General features: G+C 63.5%; 19 protein-coding genes and 1 pseudogene. 9 read left to right on the top strand and 11 right to left on the bottom strand.

Annotated features, from left to right (window positions below; genetic code table 11):
- Positions 1 to 246: 246 nt before the first annotated feature.
- From QZ409_RS10505 to QZ409_RS10515, 3 genes are all read left to right on the top strand, one after another.
- Positions 247 to 2,085 (top strand): type I secretion system permease/ATPase, encoded by a 1,839-nt coding sequence (locus QZ409_RS10505; protein ID WP_296710454.1) that lies wholly within the window; start codon positions 247 to 249, stop codon positions 2,083 to 2,085.
- A gap of 110 nt (positions 2,086 to 2,195) precedes the next feature.
- Positions 2,196 to 3,515 (top strand): HlyD family type I secretion periplasmic adaptor subunit, encoded by a 1,320-nt coding sequence (locus QZ409_RS10510; RefSeq protein WP_296710457.1) that lies wholly within the window; start codon positions 2,196 to 2,198, stop codon positions 3,513 to 3,515.
- 192 nt (positions 3,516 to 3,707) lie between these two features.
- Complete coding sequence (locus QZ409_RS10515) at positions 3,708 to 4,484, top strand: hypothetical protein (RefSeq protein WP_296710460.1); 777 nt, start codon at positions 3,708 to 3,710, stop codon at positions 4,482 to 4,484.
- 107 nt (positions 4,485 to 4,591) lie between these two features.
- On the opposite strand, the gene QZ409_RS10520 is transcribed toward QZ409_RS10515, so the two are convergent.
- On the bottom strand, positions 4,592 to 6,451 hold the full coding sequence (locus QZ409_RS10520) for a cyclic nucleotide-binding and patatin-like phospholipase domain-containing protein (protein WP_296710463.1): 1,860 nt from the start codon (positions 6,449 to 6,451) through the stop codon (positions 4,592 to 4,594).
- A 26-nt stretch (positions 6,452 to 6,477) separates the two neighbouring features.
- Between QZ409_RS10520 and QZ409_RS10525 the strand changes: the two genes are divergently transcribed.
- Entirely contained in the window at positions 6,478 to 6,615 is a 138-nt protein-coding gene (locus tag QZ409_RS10525; protein WP_296710465.1) for a hypothetical protein, read from the top strand.
- Positions 6,616 to 6,859: 244 nt separating this feature from the next.
- Here QZ409_RS10525 and QZ409_RS10530 read toward each other — a convergent pair whose 3' ends face one another.
- Positions 6,860 to 7,336 (bottom strand): cyclic nucleotide-binding domain-containing protein, encoded by a 477-nt coding sequence (locus QZ409_RS10530; RefSeq protein WP_296710468.1) that lies wholly within the window; start codon positions 7,334 to 7,336, stop codon positions 6,860 to 6,862.
- A 102-nt stretch (positions 7,337 to 7,438) separates the two neighbouring features.
- On the opposite strand from QZ409_RS10530, the pseudogene QZ409_RS10535 reads away from it, so the two are divergent.
- Positions 7,439 to 7,591: pseudogene (locus tag QZ409_RS10535) on the top strand (IS21 family transposase); the annotation flags it as partial.
- Between the two features lie 331 nt (positions 7,592 to 7,922).
- The gene (locus QZ409_RS10540; RefSeq protein WP_296710472.1) at positions 7,923 to 8,261 is read left to right on the top strand and encodes a hypothetical protein; all 339 of its coding nucleotides are present in this window, start codon (positions 7,923 to 7,925) and stop codon (positions 8,259 to 8,261) included.
- Here the strand turns inward: QZ409_RS10540 and QZ409_RS10545 are convergent.
- Both QZ409_RS10545 and QZ409_RS10550 read right to left on the bottom strand, forming a co-directional pair.
- Positions 8,254 to 8,688: a hypothetical protein gene (locus QZ409_RS10545; RefSeq protein WP_296710475.1), complete on the bottom strand. Its 435-nt coding sequence runs from the start codon at positions 8,686 to 8,688 to the stop codon at positions 8,254 to 8,256. The genes QZ409_RS10540 and QZ409_RS10545 overlap by 8 nt on opposite strands.
- Positions 8,689 to 8,955: 267 nt before the next feature.
- A complete protein-coding gene (locus QZ409_RS10550; RefSeq protein WP_296710477.1) occupies positions 8,956 to 9,573 on the bottom strand; it encodes an ABC transporter permease in 618 nt (205 codons plus the stop codon).
- 286 nt (positions 9,574 to 9,859) lie between these two features.
- On the opposite strand from QZ409_RS10550, the gene QZ409_RS10555 reads away from it, so the two are divergent.
- Together QZ409_RS10555 and QZ409_RS10560 are read left to right on the top strand one after the other, a co-directional pair.
- Positions 9,860 to 10,564: a Crp/Fnr family transcriptional regulator gene (locus QZ409_RS10555; protein ID WP_296710480.1), complete on the top strand. Its 705-nt coding sequence runs from the start codon at positions 9,860 to 9,862 to the stop codon at positions 10,562 to 10,564.
- Positions 10,557 to 12,611 carry an adenylate/guanylate cyclase domain-containing protein gene (locus tag QZ409_RS10560; protein WP_296710482.1) on the top strand — a complete coding sequence of 685 codons (2,055 nt, stop codon included), beginning with the start codon at positions 10,557 to 10,559 and terminating at the stop codon, positions 12,609 to 12,611. The genes QZ409_RS10555 and QZ409_RS10560 overlap by 8 nt, the downstream gene beginning before the upstream one ends.
- Here the strand turns inward: QZ409_RS10560 and QZ409_RS10565 are convergent.
- The 7 genes from QZ409_RS10565 to QZ409_RS10595 all read right to left on the bottom strand — a co-directional run bounded on the left by QZ409_RS10565 (position 12,529) and on the right by QZ409_RS10595 (position 23,282).
- Positions 12,529 to 13,212, bottom strand: a complete 684-nt coding sequence (locus QZ409_RS10565; protein WP_296710485.1) for a FecR family protein — start codon at positions 13,210 to 13,212, stop codon at positions 12,529 to 12,531. The genes QZ409_RS10560 and QZ409_RS10565 overlap by 83 nt on opposite strands.
- A gap of 202 nt (positions 13,213 to 13,414) precedes the next feature.
- Positions 13,415 to 14,104, bottom strand: a complete 690-nt coding sequence (locus QZ409_RS10570) for a hypothetical protein (protein ID WP_296710488.1) — start codon at positions 14,102 to 14,104, stop codon at positions 13,415 to 13,417.
- Positions 14,101 to 15,960, bottom strand: a complete 1,860-nt coding sequence (locus QZ409_RS10575; protein WP_296710491.1) for a cyclic nucleotide-binding and patatin-like phospholipase domain-containing protein — start codon at positions 15,958 to 15,960, stop codon at positions 14,101 to 14,103. The genes QZ409_RS10570 and QZ409_RS10575 overlap by 4 nt, the downstream gene beginning before the upstream one ends.
- A gap of 229 nt (positions 15,961 to 16,189) precedes the next feature.
- Positions 16,190 to 17,929: a hypothetical protein gene (locus QZ409_RS10580; protein ID WP_296710494.1), complete on the bottom strand. Its 1,740-nt coding sequence runs from the start codon at positions 17,927 to 17,929 to the stop codon at positions 16,190 to 16,192.
- Between the two features lie 186 nt (positions 17,930 to 18,115).
- Entirely contained in the window at positions 18,116 to 20,257 is a 2,142-nt protein-coding gene (locus QZ409_RS10585; RefSeq protein WP_296710498.1) for an SUMF1/EgtB/PvdO family nonheme iron enzyme, read from the bottom strand.
- A gap of 20 nt (positions 20,258 to 20,277) precedes the next feature.
- Positions 20,278 to 21,570 (bottom strand): OmpA family protein, encoded by a 1,293-nt coding sequence (locus QZ409_RS10590; RefSeq protein ID WP_296710501.1) that lies wholly within the window; start codon positions 21,568 to 21,570, stop codon positions 20,278 to 20,280.
- Positions 21,567 to 23,282, bottom strand: coding sequence for a type I secretion system permease/ATPase (locus tag QZ409_RS10595; protein ID WP_296710504.1), 1,716 nt, complete (start codon positions 23,280 to 23,282; stop codon positions 21,567 to 21,569). The genes QZ409_RS10590 and QZ409_RS10595 overlap by 4 nt, the downstream gene beginning before the upstream one ends.
- A 150-nt stretch (positions 23,283 to 23,432) precedes the next feature.
- On the opposite strand from QZ409_RS10595, the gene QZ409_RS10600 reads away from it, so the two are divergent.
- The gene (locus QZ409_RS10600; RefSeq protein ID WP_296710507.1) at positions 23,433 to 24,752 is read left to right on the top strand and encodes an HlyD family type I secretion periplasmic adaptor subunit; all 1,320 of its coding nucleotides are present in this window, start codon (positions 23,433 to 23,435) and stop codon (positions 24,750 to 24,752) included.
- Positions 24,753 to 24,972 lie beyond the last annotated feature (220 nt).

Here is a 24,972-nt window from a genome sequence, read left to right on the forward strand (position 1 = left end):
ACCCGCCGCTGTTTTCGCGCTAACGCCAAACATGCGTCGAGGTCGGCCGTTTGTGTGAGCTAACGCCCGGCGCCCCGGCGTATTCGAAATGTGTGAATCTGATAGCTCCAACCAGCGAGGCCGTTTCACTTCGAGCGACCGCCGACGCCCACCTGTGGCCCACCTCACTGCGCCCGGCGACGTTCGCGCCGATGCTGCACAACGAGAGGCGCACGGCGCCGATGCGAGATCGAGAGGATGATTGCCATGAGCGCGCGTTCCAAGACGAGCAAAACAACTGAAAGCCCGGACCTGCAAGTTTGTCAGGCGATCCGCGGTCTGCGGGCGCCGCTCATCGGCGTCAGCGGCATCAGCTGCCTGGGCAATGTGCTCATGCTGACCGGCCCGCTGTTCATGATGCTGGTCTACAACAAGGTGCTCACCAGCAAGAGCGTCCCGACTCTTGTCGCGCTCTGTCTCCTGGCGCTGCTGCTCTATTGCTTCTATGGCTTCCTGGATGGTCTGCGCGGCAAGTTGATGGCGCGCGTCGGCATAACTTTCGACCACAAGCTTGCCCCTACGTTGTTCCAGGCGACGCTGCGTCTTCCGCTCCACTTCGGGCCTCATGCGCGGCAATATGATCCGCTCCAGGACCTGGCGACCATCCGGAACTTCCTGATGGGCGGCGGCCCCGCGGCCCTCCTCGACCTGCCATGGATTCCGCTATACTTCGCCATCCTTTACATCGTGCATCCGCTTCTCGCCGCCATGGCCATTTCTGGGGCGGTCCTGCTCGTCGCGCTCAGCGTCGTGAATCAAATGCTCGCCAAGGCGTCCTCCCACGTCGCGGGCCAGTCCGCGACATCGACCATGAGTCTGCTGATGGACGCGCGCCGGAACTCCGAAGCGGCTGCGGCGATGAGCATGGGCGACGATCTCTGCAAACGCTGGGGCGGCGGCTATGTCAGCGCCATCGCGCATGCGCGCGTGCAGGCGGACCAGGCCAGCATTTTCGGAGCCATCTCCAAGGCGATGCGTCTCGTCCTGCAATCGGGCATCCTCGCGCTCGGCGCCTATCTCGTCATCGACGCAAACATGTCGCCCGGCGGGATGATGGCCTGCTCGATCATTCTTGGCCGCGCCCTTGCGCCCATCGATCAGGTGATCGCCTACTCCCGCGCCACCGCCGCGGCCTGGCAGGCCTTCAAGCGCGTCAGGGCTCTGTCGGCGATGTTGCCGGCGGCCCAGCAGCAGCAGCATGGCATGCCGCGCCCCAGCAAGACGCTCTCGGTGCGCGATATCGCCATCATGCCTCCGGGAAGCACGAACGCGACAGTGGCTGGCGTGTCCTTTGAAATCGAGTCGGGCGATGCTCTTGGCGTCATCGGCCCGAGCGGATGCGGCAAGTCCACCTTGATCCGCGCGCTCGTCGGCGCCTGGCCGGTCGCGCGTGGCGAAGTCCGCTTCGACCAAGCCCTGATCTCGCATTATTCGGCGGAGATCCTCGCCGACGCCATCGGCCACCTTCCGCAATCGATCGAACTCTTCGACGGGACCATCGCCGAAAATATCGCGCGCTTCCGCAAGGACGCGACCACGGCGCAGGTGGTTGAGGCGGCGCGGCTCGCCGGCGTCCATGAAATGATCCTGTCCTTTCCCAAGGGCTATGATACGCCGGTCGGCGAAGGCGGCATGACCCTGTCCGGCGGCCAGCGGCAGCGCATCGGGCTTGCGCGCGCCGTCTTCGGCGACCCCTTCCTGGTCGTGCTGGACGAACCGAACTCGAATCTGGACCCACTCGGCGAACAATCGCTCAACGAAGCGATCCAGCGCATGCGCCTGAAGGGCCAGATCGTCATCATCGTCGCCCACCGGCCGAGCGCGATCTTCGCAGCGAACAAGATCCTGTCCTTGCGCAACGGCCGCGCGGAAATGTTCGGCAGCAAGAAGCACGTTCTCGCCGCCCTTTTCCCCCGAGCCGGCCAGCCTCACAAACCCGCGGAGGTTGTGGGCGGACGGGAGAGCCCCGCGCCCGCGCCGGCGACAACCGAGACTATGCGGCTGCGACCGCTAAACATCGCCGAGAGCGCCGCCGCGACCGCATGACATCCGGCGCTGTGATGAGCCTCACAGCGCCGGCGGCCTCCCGGAGCCATAGTCGACGGCGACCAGCAGCGAGGCCCTGCGCCCGCCGCGAACGCCGACAGGGGGAAGAAATGACCGACTTCATCGCCGACCTCGCAGCTAACGAACACTCGATCCGCAAACTGATGCGCGCTTTCCTGACCAGCGTGACAGTCGTCTGCGGAGGCGTCGTCGGATGGGCGACGACGACAAAGATCGACAGCGCGGTGGTCGTTTCGGGCACCTTCGGCGTGAAATCGAGTACTCAAGCCATCCAGCATCCGGAAGGCGGGGTTGTCGGGGCCATCATGGTTCGCGAAGGACAACTGGTGAACGAAGGTCAGGTCCTGATCCGTCTGGACGCCGCGAAAGTCGTCAGCGATTCCAGCATACTCGAGCGCAAGCTCATCGACCTCGTCGCCGAGCGCGCTCGGCTTGAAGCGGAGCAGCAGGACTCGGAAAGGATCGCCCATCCGGCCTTGCCCTTCGACACGCCCAATGCGCAGGAGACGTTGCGAACCAGCATCATGGCGCAGCAGAAGCTGCTCGATGAAAAACGGGCGACCCGTGCGAGCCAGCTGGCGCAGCTCGCCGAGCGCCACATGCAGATCGAGACCCAGGTCCGCGGACTTTCCGAGCAATTGAAAGCCGTGCGGGGCGAAATGGAACAAGCTGCTGCCGATCTCGCAGACCAGCGGATGCTGGAACAGAAAGGCCTGATGCGCCGCCCCGTCCTCCGGCAAACCGAGCGGGAGGTTAGCCGCCTGCAAGGGCAAATCGGCGATACCGAGGCTCGGATCGCGAGCGCCCGCTCGCAACTGACCGAGACCGATTTCAAGATCGCCGAAACCAGGAAGAGCGGACAATCGGATATCCTCACGCAACTGCAAACGGTGGTCGAGAAGATCGCACAGGCGGAACAGGAGCGCGCCGCGTCCCGCGACCGGCTCCAGCGACTGGAGATCAAGGCGCCGCGGACGGGCTATGTGAACGAACTGACGGTCCATACGCTGGGCGGGGTGGTCTCTCCCGGGCAATCCGTGATGTCCATCATTCCCAGCAACGAACCGCTTCAGGTCACGGCGAGAATACGCCCTGACGAAGTAGACGAAGTCCATCCCGGTCAGCCGGCGACGGTTCGGCTGAGTTCGCTGAAACTTCCTACGCCGCCCGAACTTGACGGCGTGGTCGCCAATGTCTCGCCCGACCAGCTGAAGGATGAGCATACGGGTCAACCATATTTCATGGCGAAAATCGATATCCCCATGCATGAGGCGACCAAACTTCAGGGTAAGGAGCTCTTCCCGGGCATGCCGGCGGAAGTCCTGATCCGTGGCGAGGCGCGAAGCGTGATCGCCTACCTGACCCAGCCGTTGACTGACAAGCTTGGTCTTGTCTTCCGTGAAAAGTGAGCCGGACAGGAGGACGGGCACAATGCGGAACATCCGGAGCGCAGCGCGGTTCCTAACATAGAAGAAATGGTCGCTGCGCAAATGGGACGCACATCGCCCCGCCGCGACGTCAGAAAGCGCCCGCAGATTGGGCGCCCCAATCATTCGACGGATGCCGGCGCGCGGCGGGCCCGGCGTCGTCCGGAGCCGGAGATGGCTGGCACAACATTGAAAACGGCCTCAAGCCTTGTAACGGTCGAACCCATGAATTCATTATTGGAACCTGAGCGAATAGATGCGTTGGCCGCCAGAATAAAGGAACGATATTGGCTGCCGGGTGAAGCCAGCTACCAGCCGGGAGCGTGGGCAGAGCTTGTTGCGCGCTACGGCGAAGCGCATCGCGCCTACCACACGTGGCGACATATTGATGAAATCTTCGAAAGATTGGCTTCGCTGTCGAACGTCGCCGAACGTCGCGACATAATCATCGCCGCCACATTTTGGCATGACGCAGTCTATGACTTGCGCGATCATGACGGCGCCCCCCGGGCCGACCGCGACAATGTGCGGGCAAGCGCGGATCTTTTCAGGCGTTATACCGCCCACAGCGCAGGCGAGGCCAGCGCGGTCGAGGATTTGATCATGGGCACAGCCGATCATCTCCACGCAAAACCAGATATCGAGCGATATCCCGGATTTTATAACGATTTCGACCTTTTTCTCGACCTAGACCTGGGATCTCTCGCTTCTTCCTGGGACCAATTCGAGGCCAACCTCCACAAGCTTCGGTTGGAAAACGCGATGACGCCTGATGCCGATTTTTATCGCAAACAAATTGCGATGCTCACGCGCTTTCGCGAGCGGGACGCTCTGCTCTTTCGCTGCAAGGAAACGCGTCAGAGATGGAGCCGTGACGCGGCGGCTAATCTTGGGCGATGTATCGAAGAGTTGCGCCGCAAACTGAAGGCGATCGGCGAAGATAAGCGATAATTGAGTTCAGAATTGACTTTGGCTCTGCAGGCTCGCGCTGGTCGCCGAGTCGTTGTTGGAGGAAAGATAATTTCAAGCATCCGAGATCTGTTGCCGACGGCCAGATTTCAGTTTGCCTGGATCCGCATCAGTATCCCGGAATCCAGTTTTTCGATTTCACGGCTCGCTGTCTCATATCCCATTTGAACAATATCGTCGTAGCGACTCCAATCGAGCCAACCGACACCTTCGATCGTCGGGGCAATATTCAGGTCGACTCTTGAACGCATCAAGCGTTGCTTTGCCTGCGAGCCGAGCAGCGCCGCGTTGAATAAGGTTTCGTGCAACAAGGGAAGTTGATAGCGCCGTCCCGAGCGCCTTCTCCATCGATCGACCAGTAAGCTGATTGCGTTCGGGAAACGATCCGACGCAATCCTCGTGTCGGTTTCAGCGAGCATATCCACGCCGATGATATAAGCCGCTCCCTGCTGCTCCATCACGTCGACAGGAAAATTGTTGAATGTCGCGCCGTCAAAAATCAAATTTCCATCGATGATTTGTGGCGGAAAGATCCCGGGTATCGATGCGCTGGCGACTAAATTTCGCCAAAGGAGACCGCGCCGAAGGACTTCCTCTCTCGCGCCGGAGTAATTCGATCCAATGCAAAAATGTGTTTTCCACGTATCCTCGCTGCACACGTCATCCGATCCGAATGTCCTCTTGATAATGCGGCGAAGGGCGTCCTGGACGTTCATTCCCTTGATCAGCGACACGACCGGCGCAATGTTGTAATCTTTGAGTAAATTCGCCTTGAAAGCGGCCCTTCCCGTCTCGACAAGCGTTTCACCTTGAATTTCGATCGCATCGAACGCGGAGATGATTGCTCCAATGCTCGTGCCCCCAAGGTAGTCCGGGTCGACGCCAGCGGCATGCAATGCTTGAAGGACCCCGATTTCAGCAAGACCTCGCGCGCCGCCGCCGGAAAGGACGAGGCCCACCGCCTGACCCGCCAGAACTCGCGCCAGACGGGACCAATCGCGATCGGCCTCTTCCCGCACATGAAAATGCCTGAGCACATCATATTGAGAGAGCCAGGCGTTCGTGCCGAGCGGTCGCCCGGCGCCCGCCCGATATAACAAGACAAGCGTTTGATTGGCGCGGGGGAAGTTTGCGTCTCCGTCGACCGCCCGCATCTCATGCAACGGTTCTTGCGGCGCATCGCTGCCTGAAGCAACAAGCACGATTTCATCGGCCAGCTGAAAGCAAAGCGCGGCGAATGGCATTGAGCCCAAGTCGACGACGACAAACAGTGCCTCGTTGACCGCCGCCCGATCGTTCAGGAATCGAGCGACAGAGCCATGGGGCGTAAAGGGCCCGGGTTCCTCAGTGGCGCAGCGAGGGAGATCGGCTTTCGTGACAACCTCGCTGGAGCCGCCGAGCTTTGATCGCGCTTTTGCCAAACGATGCACAAATCCGATGATGTCGACTTGGGGAGACAATTTCAAAACAGCGATCACAACTGGTCGCCAGATTGTAGAACGTGTTCTTTCCTTGTTGCGAAATCGTTCAATGGCGAGACGCATGATCTCGGTCGCCAATTGAGGCCTGCGCGACAACAGCAACTCAAAGTCCGCACGGCTGAAACGGGCGATACGTGTTTCCCGGATCGCCATCACGCTTGCAGATCGCGGCGCATTCAACAGGAACGCAAGTTCGCCAACGGTTTCGCCGCGGCCCATTTCATTGAAGATCTCAGAGCCTTTGGACGTCCGGCGGAAGGCTCTCAGGCGACCGCCCAGGACGACATAGACGTCCGCGCCCTGATCTCCTTCTTCGAAGAGGATCTCCTTCGGTCCGAGCACAAGCAATTCGAATTCAGCATCATCGAACTGTTGAAACGCGACGCCAAACTTCGCTCCAAGGGCGTCGGCCAGGATCGCGCGATCCGCATCCTGAATGTTTGATTTGGTCCCTGCGGTCCCACCCATTGGCGCCTCCCGCGAACAGCGATTTCGTGCAAATTTACAAAAAGACCAGCAACTTAAGGGCGGCTCAGCTCCTGCTCGGGCACACGAAGCTGGAGAGCGCCGTCCGCTATCGCGAAATCGAGGTGGATGAAGCGGTCAGCCCTCCTGAGCAATTCGATCTGTGACGGATTGGTTGCGGCGCCGCCAAAAGGCGACCTACAATTCGATCGCCGCTGAACAATTCGGCCGTATCTGTCGTTGGCAGACCCCGGGAGCCGTCGATGAACCGGGAATAATGACCCATTGCGGCCGCGCGGCACATAGGCGCGAACGGCCAAACTGTGGCGTTAATCGGCCATTGCTGCGATGTGGGCATTGAGATTGCGCATTTTCCTCTCAACCCGCATGGCCCGCGCGATTTCGCGCCATTTACTCGCGTGCGGCATCTGCCAACTCGGCAATGCGATTGTTGGCGTGGCGGAGCCGCCGACAGAGCTCACGGTTGATATTCAGCATCACCATCACATAGGCGTGGATGTCGGCCTTGTAATACGCATAGAGGCTTTGGGCCGTGAGTTCGAACAGCACGGTTGGGCTCTCGGCAACGACAGTGGCCGATCGGTTCTGCATTTCGATGAGCGTCATTTCGCCAAAAAAATCACCCGGCCCGAGATCCGCCATGCGAATCACGCGCCCTGAATTCCCACGCTTGCTCACCGCGAGCGCGCCACGGTAAACAATATACATTGAGCGCCCCGGTTCTCCTTCCGATACGACAGTGGCGCCGACATCAAACCGGCGCTCGACCAGCATTGAGACCAGGAGATCGAGCCTTGCGTCCGAGAGGCCACCGAAGAAAGGTGTGGCGACCAAGAATGCTTTCAGATCAGGCGAACTGATAGCCATGATCTAATTATACTCCCGCTAGCGAGACTTGAAAGCACTGCCTTCGGCTAGCAGCGCGACGCTCTGCCCATGGGACGCTTGCCTTTCCCGAAGTCTGCCGGCCGTCGCGCGCCGCCTGACTTGCGCAATGGCGCGCCCTTCGTCGATCTGCCGGAGGCCTTCAGACGCTTGCAACAGCATCTTCTCAAGCGGCAAGGCGGCGACAGGGAAATGGTCGAGATCCTCGCCCTTGTCCTTCATCATGATGAGCAGGCTTCGAAGCGAAAATCAACACAGACCAAGAGCTTGACCCCGCCGAGGATGGGTTCGGCGATCAAAATGGCTTGGACGAACAATGGATGAGGGCGGCTCACCTGCGCCGTGGTGGGCGCGCCCTTGTCGTCCGACGAGGACGCCCCCACATGGAATACAAGCTGAAGTCTTCCTCCCGAGGGCTCAAGCCAATGGACGGGCCGCTGCGGATGTACCAGCGGCCCGTTTTAGTAAGGACCCGGCAAGCTTTCCGGCGCATCGTACAAAGACGCGGGCCAGCCTCCCGTCCCGCAACTGCTAAACGCTCGCCCCGGAAGTACGGGCGGGCGTTTTTTTGTCGCCGATCATGCAAAACGCTGAAACAGTCGAGAGCGAGAATCTTTTCACGAGGCCATGTCCCTTGCTCCGCTTTGCATTGATCACGGCATTTGCTCTGATTGCTCATTCGGCGCTGTCCGGGGGACTTCCGCTGAATCCCGACGTGACACAGGCGACCATCGCCACGACGATTTGCCAACCAGGTCGGACGCGGAAGGTTCGGCCTTATGTCGGGGCCATGAAATCGATCAAGGTGGAAATGCTCGCGGCCATCGGCGAACCGATCGAGCGCCGTAACCAATACGAGCTAGATCACAAAGTCCCCCTCGCGCCCGAACGGTTGCCGATCACTTAAGCTCGCAAGCATAGATCGCTTTAATTCGCGTTGTCACCCGTACGCTTGGATAACCATCGTAGAAACCAGAGATGAGGAAGGTTGCGGTTTCCCCGGGAAGAGCCGTTCCGCCAGCGGACATGACGACATCCTGCAAACTCAGATTTTGGGTGCTCATTTCGATCCGGACGACCACTTTATTGTCCAGTATGTTGTGCAGATCCCAGGTGAATGCATTCGCATAGGCGAGAAAAGAAGCACTTGCCGAGCGAATTTTCTTCAAATCTGCGTCTGCCACCGGTTCCGGAATGCAGGCCGCAATTTGTCCGGCTAGGCCGCGTGAAGCGAGCCTGTCGTGCGCCTCCGCCTCACAATCGTCTCTGCAGCCTTTCATAAAGCTGCGGATCTCCTCGTCCTCGATGGCGGACGAGGTCAGTTTCGCCGTCAAGCAACCTCGAAAGCAGGTTTGGACTTGGGCGAACGACGTGTTTCCAAGGGCCGTAGACCCGACCATTGCAGCTAGAAGAATCGTTCGCATTTAGTGGCTCGCAAGATGTTGCGGGAGCACCATCAGCCGCGACGAGGGGCGACTGATAGATTGTGAGAAATTGTACGGACACCAAGGCGCGACGGATCAGTCCCAGGACCAAGGGTCAGATCTGATCGTGGGCTGTAAGACCGCTGGACGTCAGCCGGATTTTCGATTCCGAAATCGTCAGGATCGTCTCGCTGAATGCGATGCCGCTGCCGCAGCAACATTTGTATCTCGCCGGTCACATCCGCCATCGCCGCCGCGCCCTTCACGGAACGTCTCGCCGACGCCATCGCGGCCTTCGAACAAGGCCTCGACAATGGCCGATCCAACAATCGCGACTTTCGCGCCGGTTTCCATCTCATTCTCCGCGAACGTGCGGCCCGCTGTTATCTGCCATTCACGGGCCACCAGATAGTCGGTGTTGATTCCGGCAACCAGCGTCGTCCAGTTTCTGTTTCCGGCAACAAGGGGCATGGAGCGCGACAATAAGGGGGCGGCGACCTGCACATCGGTCAGTTCGCGGCGAATTGCCGCAGCGTCCTCTTCGGTCAACGTTGGCCGCGTTCCCGCTTCCAGCCTGACTCCGCCAGAATTTTGCGCCCCGGGGACGACGAACAGGAGGTTGGCGCCAAGAGTGCGGATCTTTTCGGAAACTTCCGCTTGAGCGCCTGCCCCGACCGACACCATGCAAACGACCGCCGCCACTCCGACGACAATCCCCAACGCCGTCAACGCGCTTCGCAGCTTGTTGGCGCGCAGCGCGGTCGTCGCGATGCGCATGCTTTCCAATAGATTCATAGTTTTTCGCTCAGGATAAGATCGTTCGGTTTCGGTCCCTCATTCGGCGCGGCGTCATCCTTAATGATCTTCCCGTCATGCAAGGTGATCTGCCGTTCAACGCGCCGCGCGACCTCAGCGCCATGCTGCCTGGGTCTTCCACCCCTGCATCATGCAGGGCGAGCCGCATTCGCGCTGTTCCCTCGAAACCGCGTCACTCCCGCCTTCAAGTCGACCCACGGCCTGTGCTATTGTTCGAAGATTACGGCAATTCATGTCCTTGACCTGCGCCCTGATCGGATTCCGCATGGCACAAATAGCCGATGTCATCGCACATTTGCGTCAGGTCGATTTATTCCAGAATTGCGAGGAAGATGCACTCGCGCGCGTTGCGGCCGCCGCGAAGGAGCGGCGTTTCATCCCCGGGCAGACGATTTTTTTGCGCGGCGATGACACTGACCTTGCGATCTTCATCGTCAGGTCGGGACGTGTGCGCCTCTCCGTCAACACTGTGGAAGGACGCGAACTCACCATCCGCCACGTTGGCGCAGGAGCCGTCTTTGGTGAAATTTCGCTGATCGACGACGGCCCGCGTACGGCCGACGCCACTGCAATGACCAATTGCGCGCTGACGACCGTTTCTCGGGCGCAATTCCAGAAAATCCTGCTCGATGACGCCGGATTCGCCAATGCATTGCTGCGCGGCCTTTGCGCTCGTCTGCGCAATACGACCGAACAGCTCGAAGCGGTCGCCCTCATGCCGCTTGAACAACGCTTGGCGCGGATTTTCCTGCACCTGGCGATCGCGACCAACGCCGATGCGCGACGCGTGACCATCAAGTTCGAAATGTCGCAGGGCGAGCTCGCCAATCTGGTCGCGGCCAGCCGGCCCAAGGTGAACCAGATCCTGGTCGCATGGGACAGCGCCGCCGTCGCCTCGCGCACGCCGCACGGCCTTCTCGTCGACGTGCATGCCCTTCAGGAAATCGCCGACGGCCGCGACAATGCGTAGGCCGACCTCCTATGACGCCAACGCCCTGCCCGCGCTCGCCGGCGCGCTTGCGGTGGCGTTATTCGTGGCGCTGTTGGTCCTCGATCCGGCCCGGCTCGCAACGCTCGCCCGCGAACGCGCCTTCGATCTCCTTTACGCCGCCTTTCCGCGCGAAGATGCAACGGCCAAGGTCGTCGTGATCGACATTGACAGGGCGACGCTCTCGCGTTTCGGCGGGTGGCCGCTGCCACGCGCGAAGCTTGCCCTTATCGTCGATAAGCTCGCCTTCGCGCGCGCAAAAGCCGTCGCAATCGACATTTATTTCGATGGCCCTGACCGCGACTCGCCACGAGCCCTGGCCACTAAACTGTCAGGGCTTCCCGGCGGCGAAGCCGTTCGGCCGCTGGCCGACGCCATGCCCGACACCGATCAGTTTTTCGCGGGCTCCCTGCGCAAGGCGCCGAGCGTTCTTGGCGCGCTCGCCGCGCCGGGAGGGCCGCCGCCGGCTTTCAACCCGATTGGCGGCGGCCAGCCCGATCCCGGCTTGGCGACAATGGTCGACGGCTTCAGCGGTCCCTATCCGCCACTCGCCGACGCGGCGCTGGGCCTGGGCGTGCAGTCCTTGTTCGGCGAGGACGGCGGTCTGGTGCGGCGTGTTCCGCTGCTGTTCGTTTCGCAGGGTCAAATTGCGCCAAGCCTGGCGCTGGAGACCGCACGCATCGCAGAGGGCGCAGCGATGATCGACCTCGACTCGCCGCGGCGCGTTGTTCTTGGCGGCCGTTCGGCGACGCTCGATCCGGGCGGCGCCATGCGCATCCATTGGTCCGCGCACTCCCATTGGCGCAACCGAACCCTCTCGGCAAGCGATCTGCTCGACGACAGGATTGTCGACGCGCGACTGGCGGACGCGACGGCCCTGATCGGTTCGAGCGCGCCGCAGGCGGGAGCCCTCAGATCGACATCCTCCCATGTCTTGACGTCGTCCGTGCAAATTGAGGCGGAGGCGGTCGAGCAATTGCTCGACGGAACCGCGCCGCACGAGCCGCACGCCGCGCTGGCGCTTACGGTCGCGGCTTCGGCGCTGCTGGGATTGGCCAGCGTCGGCCTGATGCTTTTTCGCGGTCCGGCCTTCGGCTTTGCGGCGTTAGCGGGCTTGATCCTGGCCTGGTTCGCCACGGTCGCCACCGTCTTTCTCAACGCGCATTTGCTGTTGAACCCGGCGGCGCCGACCGCCGCGGCCTTCATCGGCGGCAATGTCGCCGCCAGCGTCGCCTTCGCGCGCACAAGGCGTCTGAAGGCGCTGATCAGTCAGCGCTTCGAACAATATCTCGCGCCCCACGTGGTGCGAGCCATCGTCGCAAATCCGGAAAGACTCAAACGAGAAGGCGAGATGCGGGTCGTCACCGCCCTTTTCACCGACATCGAGGATTTTACGAGGCTGACGACGCAGCTGGAGCCGAAGGCGCTGATCGCGTTGCTCGACCCTTATTTCGACGGAGTCTGCCGCATCATCATCGACAACGGCGGCATGATCGATCTGATCGTCGGAGACGCCGTGCACGCATTTTTCAACATGCCGCTCGATATGGAAGATCACGCCGATCGCGCGGTGGCCTGCGCCATGGCGATAATCGATTTCACCCAGACGTTTCGGAGCGCATCCATGCCCGCAGCGGCGGGATTTGGGAGGACCAGGATCGGCGTCGAAACCGGCAGGGCCATTGTGGGCGACGTGGGCGGCGAGCGCCGACTGAACTACACGGCGCATGGCGGCGTCTCCAACGCCGCTGCCCGGCTCGAGGCGGCCAACAAGGAATTCGGTTCCAGCATCTGTATTGGCCCGGGCGCCGCCGGCGCAATCAGACGGACGCGCCTCGTCGCAATCGGGAAAACGCAATTGCGCGGCTTCAGCGCATCCGTCGAAGTCTATACGCCGGAAGCTCTTGATACGCGGGAGGGTCTTGATAAGCGGGAAGGCCTTAGCGTCACTCCACCGACGCCAGAGCCGCGTCAATCCTCGCCTGCCCCCAAAGCTTGCCCGGAGTCGGCGCCGCCCCGGGCGCCTTGATATCGGCGCCCTCGCCAGCCTTCAACGTCACCGAACCGCGGCGCGTGCGCACGATTACGACGCCGTCTCGGACGAAAATTCCGAACACGCCCTTGCTGGGCCCGGCGAAAAAGGTGGTGCCACGGGCTGCGAGCAGAGCGAATGGCGATGTCAACTGGAAATCCGGTTCAGCGCCTGAACCGCGTTCGATCAAGGCCGGACCATTCTGAAGCGTGACAGTGGCGGCGACGCCGGGAACGATGCGGCTGATTTCGAGCCTCGCCTTGGCGCCGAGACGAATACGTGTCGCCGCGCCGAGGCGCAGATCGAGCCGCGACGGCTCCTCGCCTGTCGTCGCCACGTCGCGAAGCAATATATCGACACCCTCTTGCGCCGCGAGCCGATCGCGACCGCGATCAAGAAACGCCTCGCCCTGCGAAAAACCGATCCTCCCGACCGCCGCGTCCGCTCGCGCCGCGCCTGCGAGAACGAAGCCCGTCGTCCACGCGCATGCGCCGGTCAGAACGACACGTCGGCTCATATCGTCGGCGGCCGCGCGCCGGAGGACGCTGCCTTCGGCGCAGCCGGAACCAGCATTGAGGTTGGAGGGCGCATAGATCATGTATCACCCCGGCGAAAGATCGGCGAATGTCCCGGCGGAAGGGCCGGAAAAAAGCGCCTTACATCGTGAGACCGACCGCGAAATGTGTCAACTGAATGGCTCGGCTGATGATCCGGCCTGCGCCGCCCGACGATGTCTCCTGCGTATATCCCAGCCCGGACCGGAGCCGCCCGGCTTCAGCTTTCCTCCCTTCGTCGGCCCCTCACACTCGATTGAGTTGGCGCAAAAGATTCGCCCGCGCCGGCCCCTCGAAGACGTCGGCGAGCGTGGGCGACCAAAAGATGCGCGGCGTTCCGATAAAACGGCGCAGGAAGGCCAGCCTGCCGGCGTCCCGATCCTCATCGGTCAGATGCTTCGCCTCGCGACGCAGCGCGGCCGTATCGCGCTCAAACGCCGTCGCCGTTCCGCCGAGCGGCGTCAGATCGAGATCCAGCGCCCAAATTCGCGCGCGGTCGCGCAAGCTTGCGCCGGCCATTTTTTCGTCGCCGCTCGCGCAAGTCCCGTATTCCTTTTCGCGATAGCCGAGATGGTCGCGCGTCGCCAGGATCGTCTCGGCGACCCATCGGCGATCTTCTTCGTTCAGCGCCGAGCGGGCGCTGGCGCGCATCCAGACTTCCGCCGACCGCTCCTCGTTATCGCGCTTACTGCTGTCATAGACGCAATCATGATAGGCGATTGCACAAGCGACCAAGGTTTCTATCCCCGGCGCGACCAAGCCTTCCGCCGCGGCGAAGCGGCGATGGGTACGCCAAAGCTGCGCTAGATGCGACTTGCCGTGATAGAAGCGATCCCCTTCCGCCATCATCGAAAACAGTTCCGACTTGGCGTCCCCATCGACAGGAACATGAGCGAGCAGTGCGGCAAAATCCTTCGGATCGGCGTCGCCCGTCATTGCGCGTTGCTCCCCGCGCGACGAACGTCCCTGTCGGAGAGGCGTAGCATGGCCGCCAAGGCCGGATCGCTCTGCGCGCGAAGCTTTTCGATTATGGTGAGGGCCCATTCATAGGACGCGTCGAGCACTTCGGCGTGTTGATCCCAGTTCATGAAGTTCGAGCCCTTGAATGCGGGCGGGCGCAGGACTAGCGCGAGAGGATCGTCGCTGTCCTGCAGGTGATGGCGATTGCCGAAAATGCTGCGCTGGATAACGCCGGCGGGGCTCGGACAGGCTGGGAGCCGCTTCCCGCCCGACAGGGAATTGAACGCGCGCGCCAGCAAAGCGCGTCGTCCCGGGATGGAATCGTAGTCGAAATCGAAGACGCAATGCTCTCTCGGACGAAGATCGACGATCAGATTGGGGCCGCTCTTGAGCGAATTCATCGCCGCGACGGGGACATTATCCATAACGCCGCCATCGACCAGCATGTGGCCCGCCGCGTCGAAAAACGGCGGCAAGACTCCCGGAATCGCGCAGGAAGCTCGAATGGCCTGCCACAGCGGGCCTTCGCGCATCACCCGCATGGCGTAGGTCGAGAGGTCCGCTGCGACCGCGAAATAGGGCTTCCAGACATCCTCGATCGCGCCGACGCCATAGCGCAAACGAAGCTCCTCGTCGAACACCTCGTGATCGAGCAAGCCATAGCGGGGAAAGGTCCAGCGCTTCAATGCGCGGCGCCGCACAAACATTTCCTTCATCGCGGCCTTGATCTCATCCGGCTCCATCAGCAGCGAAAAAGCTGCGGCCATCGCCGAGCCGACGCTGGCGCCGCCGTGAATATCGAATGCGACGCCGCTCTCGCGAAACGCCCGAAAAATCCCGACATGCGCGGGCCCAAAGGCGCCGCCGCCGCCAGCGACATAGCCGATGGCCTGCCCCGCTAGAAATCGTCCGAGGCTGTGGAAATCGTCGTCGTCCTGCAACGCGACGTGATGCGTCATGAAGACGTCGCGCTGGCGCAGCCAGGTCGCGCTTGGCGATGCGTAAGCGCCACGACGCGCCACGACGCGGATCAGGCGCCGCCGCGCCTTCGGAAACAGCTCCAAGGCCAAGCTTTCGACGGGATTGAGCGCCTCAGGCGATCCGCCCGCGACGAGCAGAACCTGATCGCATGAGCGCAGCACAGCTTGCGTCCACTCGGTCAAGTCAAAGTCGGCGACGCAAACGACGAGATCGTGGCTGCGCTCGACGTCCGCAAGCCAATTCTCCAGATCGTGACGATCGAGGGTTCGTCCCCCAAAATACGCGGCGGCGGCGCTTCCTGTCAGGAAGCCGGCGCGCGCTCGAGAGGAAATTTCCTCGCGAAGCCTCTGGACAAAATCGGGGCAAATATCATCGGAACCCGCCGGGATAATCGCCGCCATGCGCAACGGGTTGAGCGGACGCGCCTTCTCGCTGTCCCGCACATTGGACGCAAGACGAACGAGACGCTTGCCGAGCGCACGCGTCACGGCGCGAAGAATTTCCGGAACCCGCGCGGTCAGCGAGTCGAACTCGTCACGATTGATTTCGAGAACTTCCGAATCTCGCGCGGCAATCACGAAGGCTGTCCGTGGGGCACCGGCGAAAAAGCCGATTTCGCCGATCAACTGTCCAGCGGTGATTTCCGCCACAGGCTGCGTATCAGGTCCATGCTTGACTTCGAACAGACCGAAATTGACGATGTAAAGCGTCTCGGCAAGCGAATCTTGTTCGATGAGAACCTCGCCGCGCGCTACTCGGCGGATGCGCATGGCCTTTCTGATCTCGGCCAGCTCCCTTGGGCCCAGATCGGCCCGGAAACCCTGTTCGTCGGGCCGATCCACGGGACTCATGCTTCAGTTTCCTTTTTTGAACCCTATTCCGCACTGCCGTTTTTCATGCGGTCAAGCCTCGCCAAACCGACAACGCCATCGCGCGCGCAAGTTTCCATTCTGGCGCCCAACCGCTATCGATTGCGCGACATTTGCCGCGCGGAAGGACATGACGCGAAGTCGAGAGCGAGCGCCCGCGGCGTCTGGCCGCGGGCGCTCTTTGTTGGCGATGTTTTCGGCAGCGGTCCAGTCAGTGGTGGACCGCGTCGAAATGGGCGACCACCGGCGCGTGGACGATTGGCGCATGATCCAGATGGACCGCCGAAACGTCGATCGCGTGGCTCACGACATGCAGGTCCGCGCCGTGTTGCGGCGCCGGGTCGACGACGCCGCCGCCATGGACGGGCGGAGGCAGGTGCGGGTCGACCACCGGATGCAGCGTGCTGAGAGCGGCGGTCAGTCCGCTCGTCGGAATGCTGTGTCCGAAACTGCTGGCGTCGATGGAGACGCCAGGCGTGGCATGGATGGCCTGGCTCGCCGTCCCACTTGTCGAAGACGCCGTTCCGCCATCGTGGCCCGAAGACGACAGGCTATCGGCGAGGTGCGTCAACACATTGGCGACGCCGCGCAACCCATCCTGGGCAAGATGGTTGACGGCGTCTCCCGCCGCCTGCCCGATCGTGGCGGCGGTATGGCCCGCTGAATCGGCCACGGCGCCAAGATCCTTGCCGATTACGGCCGCGCCAGAGGCGATCGCCTTTCCGGCGTCGGCGATACCGCCGCCGATGTCGGTCGCGGCCTGGGCCAGGCCTTGTCCGAGGGCGCCGGTCGCCGCCACGACCCCGCCGGCGGCGGAACCAAGGTCGTGACCAACCGCGCCGAGGAGGTTGCCAATCGCGCCGAGATGCGACGCGACGCCGCTATCCTGCACGGCCGTCGTCACGCCATGGGCGATATCGCCGACCGCCGCCCCGACGCCGCTGACAACGCTCGCCGCGCCGTTGACGAGGCCGCCGGCGAGATCCTGTCCGGCGTGCTGGAAGCCGTCGAGGACCGCCCCGGTCGCCTGGCCGACAGCGGCCTGAACCGAGCCGGTCCCGTCCAGAGCGCCCGCCAGTCCGTTGAGCAGGCTGGCGCCGCCATGGAGGGCGCCGCTGGCGGCGTCATGAGCGGCTTCGACGGCGCCGTTCACGACGCTGCTGACTCCGCCAATTGCGGCATGCGCAAGGTCGCCCGCCGCCTGTCCGACGCCGGAGGCGATGTCGCCCACGACCCGTCCAATGTCGCCGACAGTATGGGAAACCGCGTTCGCGACATCGCCAGCAAATTGACCGATGGCCGCGCCCGCCGTCTCCGCGCCGGCCACCGCGGTTCCGGCGCCGTTGACGATTGCGCCGGCGGCATGGGTGACCGCGTCGCCGATGGCGTTGGCGCCCTGCACGACCTCGTTGGCGGCGTTGGCGACGCCCCCTCCGAGAGCGGCGAGCCCTTGATTGACGGCGCCGCCCACGCTGCCATGGCCGTCGAGCGCGTCGGCGAGGCCGCTCGCGGCCGCCGCCGCGCCGTGCAAAGCGCCGCTGCCGATATCCTTGACAGCGCCGGCCACGTCCGCAACAGCCTCGGCGGCGCCTTGCGAGATCGCGGTCGCGGCGCCGGCCGCGCCGGAAATGACGCCGCTCGCGATCTGGGAGGCGCCCCTGATGACGCCTTCAACGACATGGGCGGTTTCGCCGGCCGCCTCGGAGACGGCGCTACCCGCGCCGGCGATCACGTGGCCGACGTCGCTGACGAGGCCCGACACGCCGGAGGCGATGTCATGCGCGGCCTCGCCGACGGCGTGCGATGTGGCGGTCGCGGCGTCGCTAGCCGCGCCCGTGACCGCGTCGACCACGTCCTCGGCCGTATCGACCACGGCTTTGCCGGTGTCGCTGGCCGCCTGCGCGACGTCGCCGACAAAGCCAGCGATAGCTCCAAAGATGTCGTCTGCCATTTTACTCTCCTGTTCGCGTGGGCCCTCTGGGCCGGGTTGCTTCCGATCACGGGCCGGGACGATCGCCCTTCGCCGTGATCAGGACCATGCGCTTCAGGAGAGCTGACGGCTGTTCCCCAGGGAACGCCCATTGTCGATTGAGCGGCGCCTCTGCGAAATCTCGCTTCGATTTTGGCGCTTGCCGGTCTAACGGGCGAGTTCGCGGACCAGGCGGAAGCCCACGATCTGATCGCGCGCGGCGGGCGGACCCGCGACACGGGCGGCAGGACGCAGGCGCGCGGGGGGGTCGCTCCATGAACCGCCGCGCAGAATCCGGTTGGCTTCCGGCGCGCAACCGGCAGGTCCGCCGCGCGCCGCATGCGACAGGCTGTCGGAAGCGCAATCGGACGTCCATTCCCAGACATTGCCGAGCATGTCGCGCAGGCCGAAGCCGTTCGGACGAAAACTGCCGACCGGCGCCGTCCACGCGAAACCGTCGCGACAGGGCGCGACGACCCAATCCGCGTTGCGTTCATGTGCGGTCGCATCGGCGCCGTTGGCGTAGGCGCAGAGGTCTTCGACGCCGTCGCCGAAAAAATACCGCGCGCGGATGCTTGCGCCGCCCCGAGCCGCATATTCCCATTCGGCCTCGCTGGGCAGCCGGTATCGGACGCCAGCGCGATTCGAGAGCCATTCGGCGTAAGCGCGCGCGTCTTCATAGTTGACGCAGACCACGGGATGGCGGTCGTCTTGCGGAAATCCCGGATCTCGCCAGGACAAAGCGGGATCGAGCTTGAGCGCGCCGCTGCGGCCGAAGCAGCCGCCATCAGCGGAGCGTCGCGTATCTGCGGCGAAGGCGGCGTATTCGCCGCGGGTGATTTCGCTCCGGCTGACGGCGAAAGGCGCCGCTATCTTGATCGCGACAGGAGACCCGCCTGATCCCGGCGTGTCGTCTTCGTCATCGTTACGCCCGGGCTCATTGCTTGCAGAGCCCATCAAGAATTCACCCGCCGGAATTAGAACGAGTTCCGGGCATTCGGCGCAATCACGGAAGATTTCTCCTTCTCCTGGCTTCAGCCAGACGGGCGCCGCGCCGCCCCGCGCCAGAATATAGCCGAGACTTTCGAGACGCGCCTTGGCCGGCTGGCTTGCCGGCGTTCCCTCCTTCGCCAGCGCCACCAACGCGTCCCGATCGGTCATGGAGGCAACTTCTGGCAGGCGGTCCGGCGCATCCTTGCGGGGTTCAGGCGGCGCTTTCGCCTCCGGTTTTTCGATTGAGTCCGCCTTGGGTGGCAAGGAAGGAAGCTTCGGATCTTCGGCCCGCCTCATCGGCGAAGCGGGCGCCTCCGGAGCAGTCTCGCCGGAGCGCAGCGCCAATTCCGGTGGCCCGCCTCGGGCCCGTCGCGCCATTTCCCGCCAGGGCGGTGAAAAATCGAGCGCATAGAGACCACCAAGAAGGAGGATTGCGAGCGCCGCCAGCGCGCCCCATGTTGCCGTTCCGCGGCTTCGTTGAATGCGCGGCTGCGGCGGAGGCTTGACCGTGGCGCCGGGAGTGGCGGCGCTCGGCGCGCGCCGCGGGTCCGACGAGAAATCGAACAACAAAGCGGCGAGTGCGCGGACGCTGGGCGGACGATCCGAAGGATTTGGGGAAAGCGCGATGGCGAGCGCCTGAAGCGCTTCGGGTCGGATGTCGGAGCCGGCCGCCGCGACTGGCGCGGGCAAGCCGCCGGCGTTCGGTGGAGGGCCGCCGCTGATCAGCGCGGTTAGCGTCGCAGCACAGCTGAAGACGTCCGAACGCTCACCCGCCGGAGTCGACCAACCGGCCGCGATCTCCGGCGGGGAGAAAGCGTCGGCTTCCGCGTCGTCGCCGAACGGCGCGCCGAAAGGAGCCAATGTCGCATGGCCGTCCGCGCCAATCGTGATCGCGCCGGGCGTAATGCGGAGGTGAAGCGCGCCGGCGCCGTGAAGCGCGGAAACCGTTTCGAGCAATTGGCCGGCGATCTTGTCGAATTCCGCAGCGGTCGGCGCGCGGCCGAGCGCGCGCCGCCATGCCCAAAGGTCGACGCCCGACGGGGCGTCGCAGACCGCGACAGCACCGTCGCCTTCGAGCAGAATTTCCCGCACTGAAGCAATGCTGGCGCGGCTCAGCGCCGTGATCCGCTTCGCCCTGGCGAGAAATTCGTCTGTGGCGGCGGGCTCCGGATCCGCGCAGACCGCGAGCTGAACGGAATCGCCCGAGACGATTTCAACCGCCTCACAGAGGAGGACGCCTCCCGCCCTTCTCGGTTCTCCCGAGATCCGGAATCGGCCTGCGACCACGTCGCCCGGGGAAAGCGTTTGATCCCCCATTTCAAACGCTCCCTTGGCGTTCAGCGCATTCCCTGCCTGTTCGGGCTTGCTCCCGGCTCGCCGCACTTCACGACGAGCAATTCCACGCGGCGATCGAGGGCGTCGCTCGCATCGTCGCGGCCTGTTCCGACGATCGGCTCCGACGAACCCGCGCCCCGCGCGATCATGAGCTTGGAAAGCCCGCGATCGCGCCGGGCGAGCTGGTCACGCACAAATTCCGCGCGCCGCAGCGACAATCGTTCGTTGAGGGCGGGCGGGCCTGTCGGACTCGTATGGCCGACGATTTCCAGACAAGTCGCCTTTGCCGACGATTTCCGCGCAATCGCGTCCAGCCATTGCGGATATGCGCGCGCCTCGCGAACATAGGCGAAGGACGCGGCATTGACGCGGAAAAGGAACTTCACGGCGAGCCGGTCGGAATCCAGCCCGAAATCGACGAGTTGACTGAAAGCCGCATCCGCTGCGCCGCGATCGCCGAGGCGCATATTGACGAGATAGAGCCCATTCAGCGTGCGCAACTGTCGCCCGCCAGGCAGATCGGCAGCCTCGTCATATAATTGCCGGGCGCGGCGGAATTGGCGCGCATTATAGGCGTCCTCCGCCTGGGCGAGCGCCGCCGACGCCGACAATTGATCGGCGTATGCCGAATTCAGCGCATCGCCCGGCTTGGCCTTACGGCAGGTTTGAATATAGCCCTGTACGGCGGCGTCCGCCGTCCAGACTGGCGCTTCGGCATAGGCGGCGAAGGGCGTCGGATCGACGGCGCCGCCCAACGCGCGAGCCACGCCCCGACCTAAGACCTTGCCTGTGGACAGATCGGCGGCGGTGAACCACAGCGCATAGACCGGAGACTGCGGCGGCGAGACGGAGCCGGCCGCAGTCTGCGGGGGCGGCGGGGCGGAGACCTGACCGGCTCCGGCCAGCGCTGCGATCGCGCCCATCAGCAGGATGGGACGCCGCGCCAATGTCTCCGTGTTGAATGGAACAATCCGAACGAAGGCAAACTCCTTCGCCGCGAGCGCGGCGATCCTCTCGCCCATGCGCCGCGTCGCGACCGAGCGTGCGCCTGTCGCGCCATCGACGAGCGGATCGATCACGACTTCGACGGACTTCCCCTGGGGCGGTCGCGGCAGGGACGTGAGAACGGCGCGGGCGGCGACGTCGACGGCTTCGTCGAAGGGCACAGGCGTCGGGACTTTCGCAACCTGTTGCGGCGCGTCCTCGGCGAATGCAGGCGGAATTGCGGAAGGCGGGAACAAGCCGCAGCCGACCAATGACGCGAGGGCGAAGAGCGAGGTTCGAACAATGTTCATGACTGCGCTCCCGCATCAGCGACAACAGCAACCCGATTGCCTCGGACCTTGGCGAGAACCTCGTTCCGCTTGCCGAACGCCAGGGCCTGCCCAAAGGACATGACGAGCAGCTTGTCGACCATCGACAGGACCGCAGGGCGATGCGTCACGATAATGAATGTCTTGCCGGAATTTTTCAACGACGACAAAGCTTCGCCCAGAGCTTTCTCGCCTTCCTCGTCGAGATTCGAGTCGGGCTCGTCGAGCAGGACAAGGCTCGGATCGCCGAAGAGCGCGCGGGCGAGCGCGATGCGCTGGCGCATGCCTCCCGCGAGACCGACGCCGCCATCGCCAAGCTGGGTGTTATAGCCGAGCGGCAGCCGCAGAATAGCGTCATGGGCGCCCGCGAGCTGGGCCGCCGCGAACACTTTCTGCTCATCCACTTCGCCCATGCGAGCGATGTTCTCGGCGACGGTCCCGGCGAATAGTTCGATTGTCTGCGGAACATAGCCGATATGCCTACCAAGCCGCTGCTTGTCCCATTGGGCGTAATCGGCGTCGTCGATACGAATGACGCCGTCGCCCGGCGCCCACACGCCGGCGAGAGCGCGCAACAGGCTGGATTTGCCGCTTCCCGAGGCGCCGACCACGGCAAGGCTCTCGCCGGCCTCGAGCGACAGGCTCAAATATTTGACTGACGGCTTGACGGCGAAGGGCGGCCAGATCACGACGCTGTTCACCTCGAGCTTGCCCTTGGGCCGCGGCAGTTCAAGCGCGGCGGCGGAGTCGGGAAAGGCTTCGAACAGCGCCTGCAAACGCTGATAGGCCGCGCGGCAGCCGATGATCCGCTTCCAATTGCCGACGACCATCTCGACCGGAGCAAGGGCGCGCCCCATCACAATCGACGCCGCCAACATGGCCCCGGGCGAAATCTCGCCATCGACGGCGAGCCAGGCGCCGCAAAACAGCAGCGCGGTCTGGACGGCGACGCGCGCGAATTTGCTGACGGCGTTGATCGTGGCGCTGGTCTCGTGGCCGCTGGCGGCTTCGGCGTTGGCCGCGGCCTGCAGGTCCGCCCAACGGCCGCGCAGAGAATCGCCCATGCCGAGCCCGAAGACGATTTCGCCGTTGCGCAGGGTGGACGCCGCCATGCCTTGCGCCTCGATGGACAGGCGTGAGGCCTCCAGGACGCTGCGCTTCGTGAACAGGTCCGAAGCCCAGGCGAGGAGAAACAGCGAGACGCCGCCGATGAGCGCGACCGAGCCGAGCAAAGGATGGAGCATGAAACACATGCCGATATAGATCGGCGTCCAGGGCAGGTCGCAGAGCGTTGTGGCGACGCCCCCCGCGACGCTCTCGCGAAACAGGTCGGCGTCGCGGATCATCTGCTGGCCGAAACGATGGCGGGGCGAGAGCTGCGCCCGCATCAACGTCTCGAACAAAGGTTCCCGGAGGATCTCGTCGAAATCCACCGACGCCCGCACCAGAACGCCGGCGCGGGCGTATTCCAGCAGACCGTAAAGCGCCAGGAAGGCGAACACGATGAGGGTCAGCATGACGAGCGTTCCGATATTCCGGCTGCTCAGAACCCGATCGTAGATCTGCATCGAATAGATCGGCGACACCAGCATGCTGGCGTTGATGAACAGGCTCAGCACGAAGGTGGCGCCGAGGGCCGGAACACAGGCGCGGGTGGCGATCGAAAGGGCGGTGGGCGATTTGGCCTGGCTCATGACGGGCTCCCTTAAACTGTCGCGATGCTCCGCGACGTCTTCGCCAGAGTGGCGCCACAACGGCGACGACGCCTGTTCCCGCCGGAACATGCAGGGCGCCCAATCCCGCGCTTAATTGGGCGTCGTCGATCCCCGCCACAGGAGGCCCATATGACTGTGATGACATGCAGTGAACGTTCCGTCAGGACGAAGCGGCCCAGTTACGCGCCCTACGCCCGCGTCGGTTATGTCTCGATCGCCACCGTCGCCGGCCTGTTTGGCCTCTGGGCTGCGTCAGCGCCGATCGACAGCGCGGCAATCGCTCCGGCCAAGGTATCGGTCGAAAGCGAACGCAAGCCGATACAACATCTCGAAGGCGGCATCATTCGCGAGATCGCCGTGCGCGAGGCGCAGACCGTCAACGAAGGCGACGTTTTGTTCCGACTCGCGCCGATTTCCGCCCGCGCGGACAGCGAAAGGACGCGCCTCCAGTATGACGCCGTCCGCGCACAGCAAGCGCGACTGACGGCGGAGCGCGACGGCGCCGCGGCTATCAGCTTCCCGGCCGCCCTTATCGCTCGGCAAGTGGAGCCCGAAGTTGAGCGCTTGCTGTCCGACGAACGCCGCCAGTTTGATGACCGCTTGCGCCTGCGCCTGAGCGACGAGGCGATCTACAAAGCGAGAATCAACCAGACGCTGGAGGACATGAACGGTCGCCGAATCCGCGCCGAAGCCACCGGCGCGCAATTGGAGAGTTTCGCCGCGGAAATGGCGGCCGTCGCGCCGCTGGTGGACAAGGGCTTTTTCGCCCGCAACAAATTTCGCGCGATGGAGCGCGAAAAGAGCCGGCTTGAAGGCGATCTCGGCGCCGGCAAAGGGGAAATGGCGCGGCTCGAACAATCCGTGGCGGAGACCCGCTTGCAAATGGAGCAGGCGCGCCAGCGCGTCCAGGAGCAGATCGCCCAGCAGTTGGCCGAAACGCGGGCGCGAGAGGCGGATTTACGCGAAAAACTCGCTGTCGCCGACGATGTCCTGAACCGACTCGAAGTGCGGGCTTCACGAACGGGCGTCGTACAAAACCTGAAGGTTTTCGCGGCGGGCGCCGTAGTGCGTCCAGGCGAGACGCTCGCCGAGATTGTGCCGACCGGCGACAGCCTGATCCTCTCCGCGCGCGTGTCGACGAACGATATTCAATCCATTGCGCCAGGACAAAAGGCCGAGGTCCGCTTTCCCGCCTTCAAAAAAGCCGCGCCGATCTTCGGCAAAGTCGAAAGCGTTTCGGCCGACACGCTGATCGATGAAAACACGCGTCAGCCCTATTACGCGGCGCGGGTGCGCATCGACTTTCACGACCTGCCGCAAAACATCGCGACGACCCTCGTTCCAGGCATGCCCGCCGACGTCCTGATCGCAACCGGCGAGCGGACGTCCTTGCAATATCTGCTTGCGCCGGTGCGGGGTGCGCTTTCCAAGAGCATGCGCGAGCGTTGATTGGCGCCCTGTCGATGCGCAGGACGACTCATCGGGTTTCTGTCAGTTCGAACGGCAGGCGAGGATGAAATCGACCGCCCCTCTGTCGCCCTAATGACGGGGCCGCGCACAGCGAGGGGATTCGCAATTGTCGCAGGGATCTACTTCATTTTCGCCAGCTTGAGAACGAGGATTGATCTGGGCGAATCCGGTTAGCGTCCATGGCACTATATATGGCGCC

Source organism: Rhodoblastus sp. (assembly GCF_019449565.1).
GTDB lineage: Bacteria > Pseudomonadota > Alphaproteobacteria > Rhizobiales > Beijerinckiaceae > Rhodoblastus.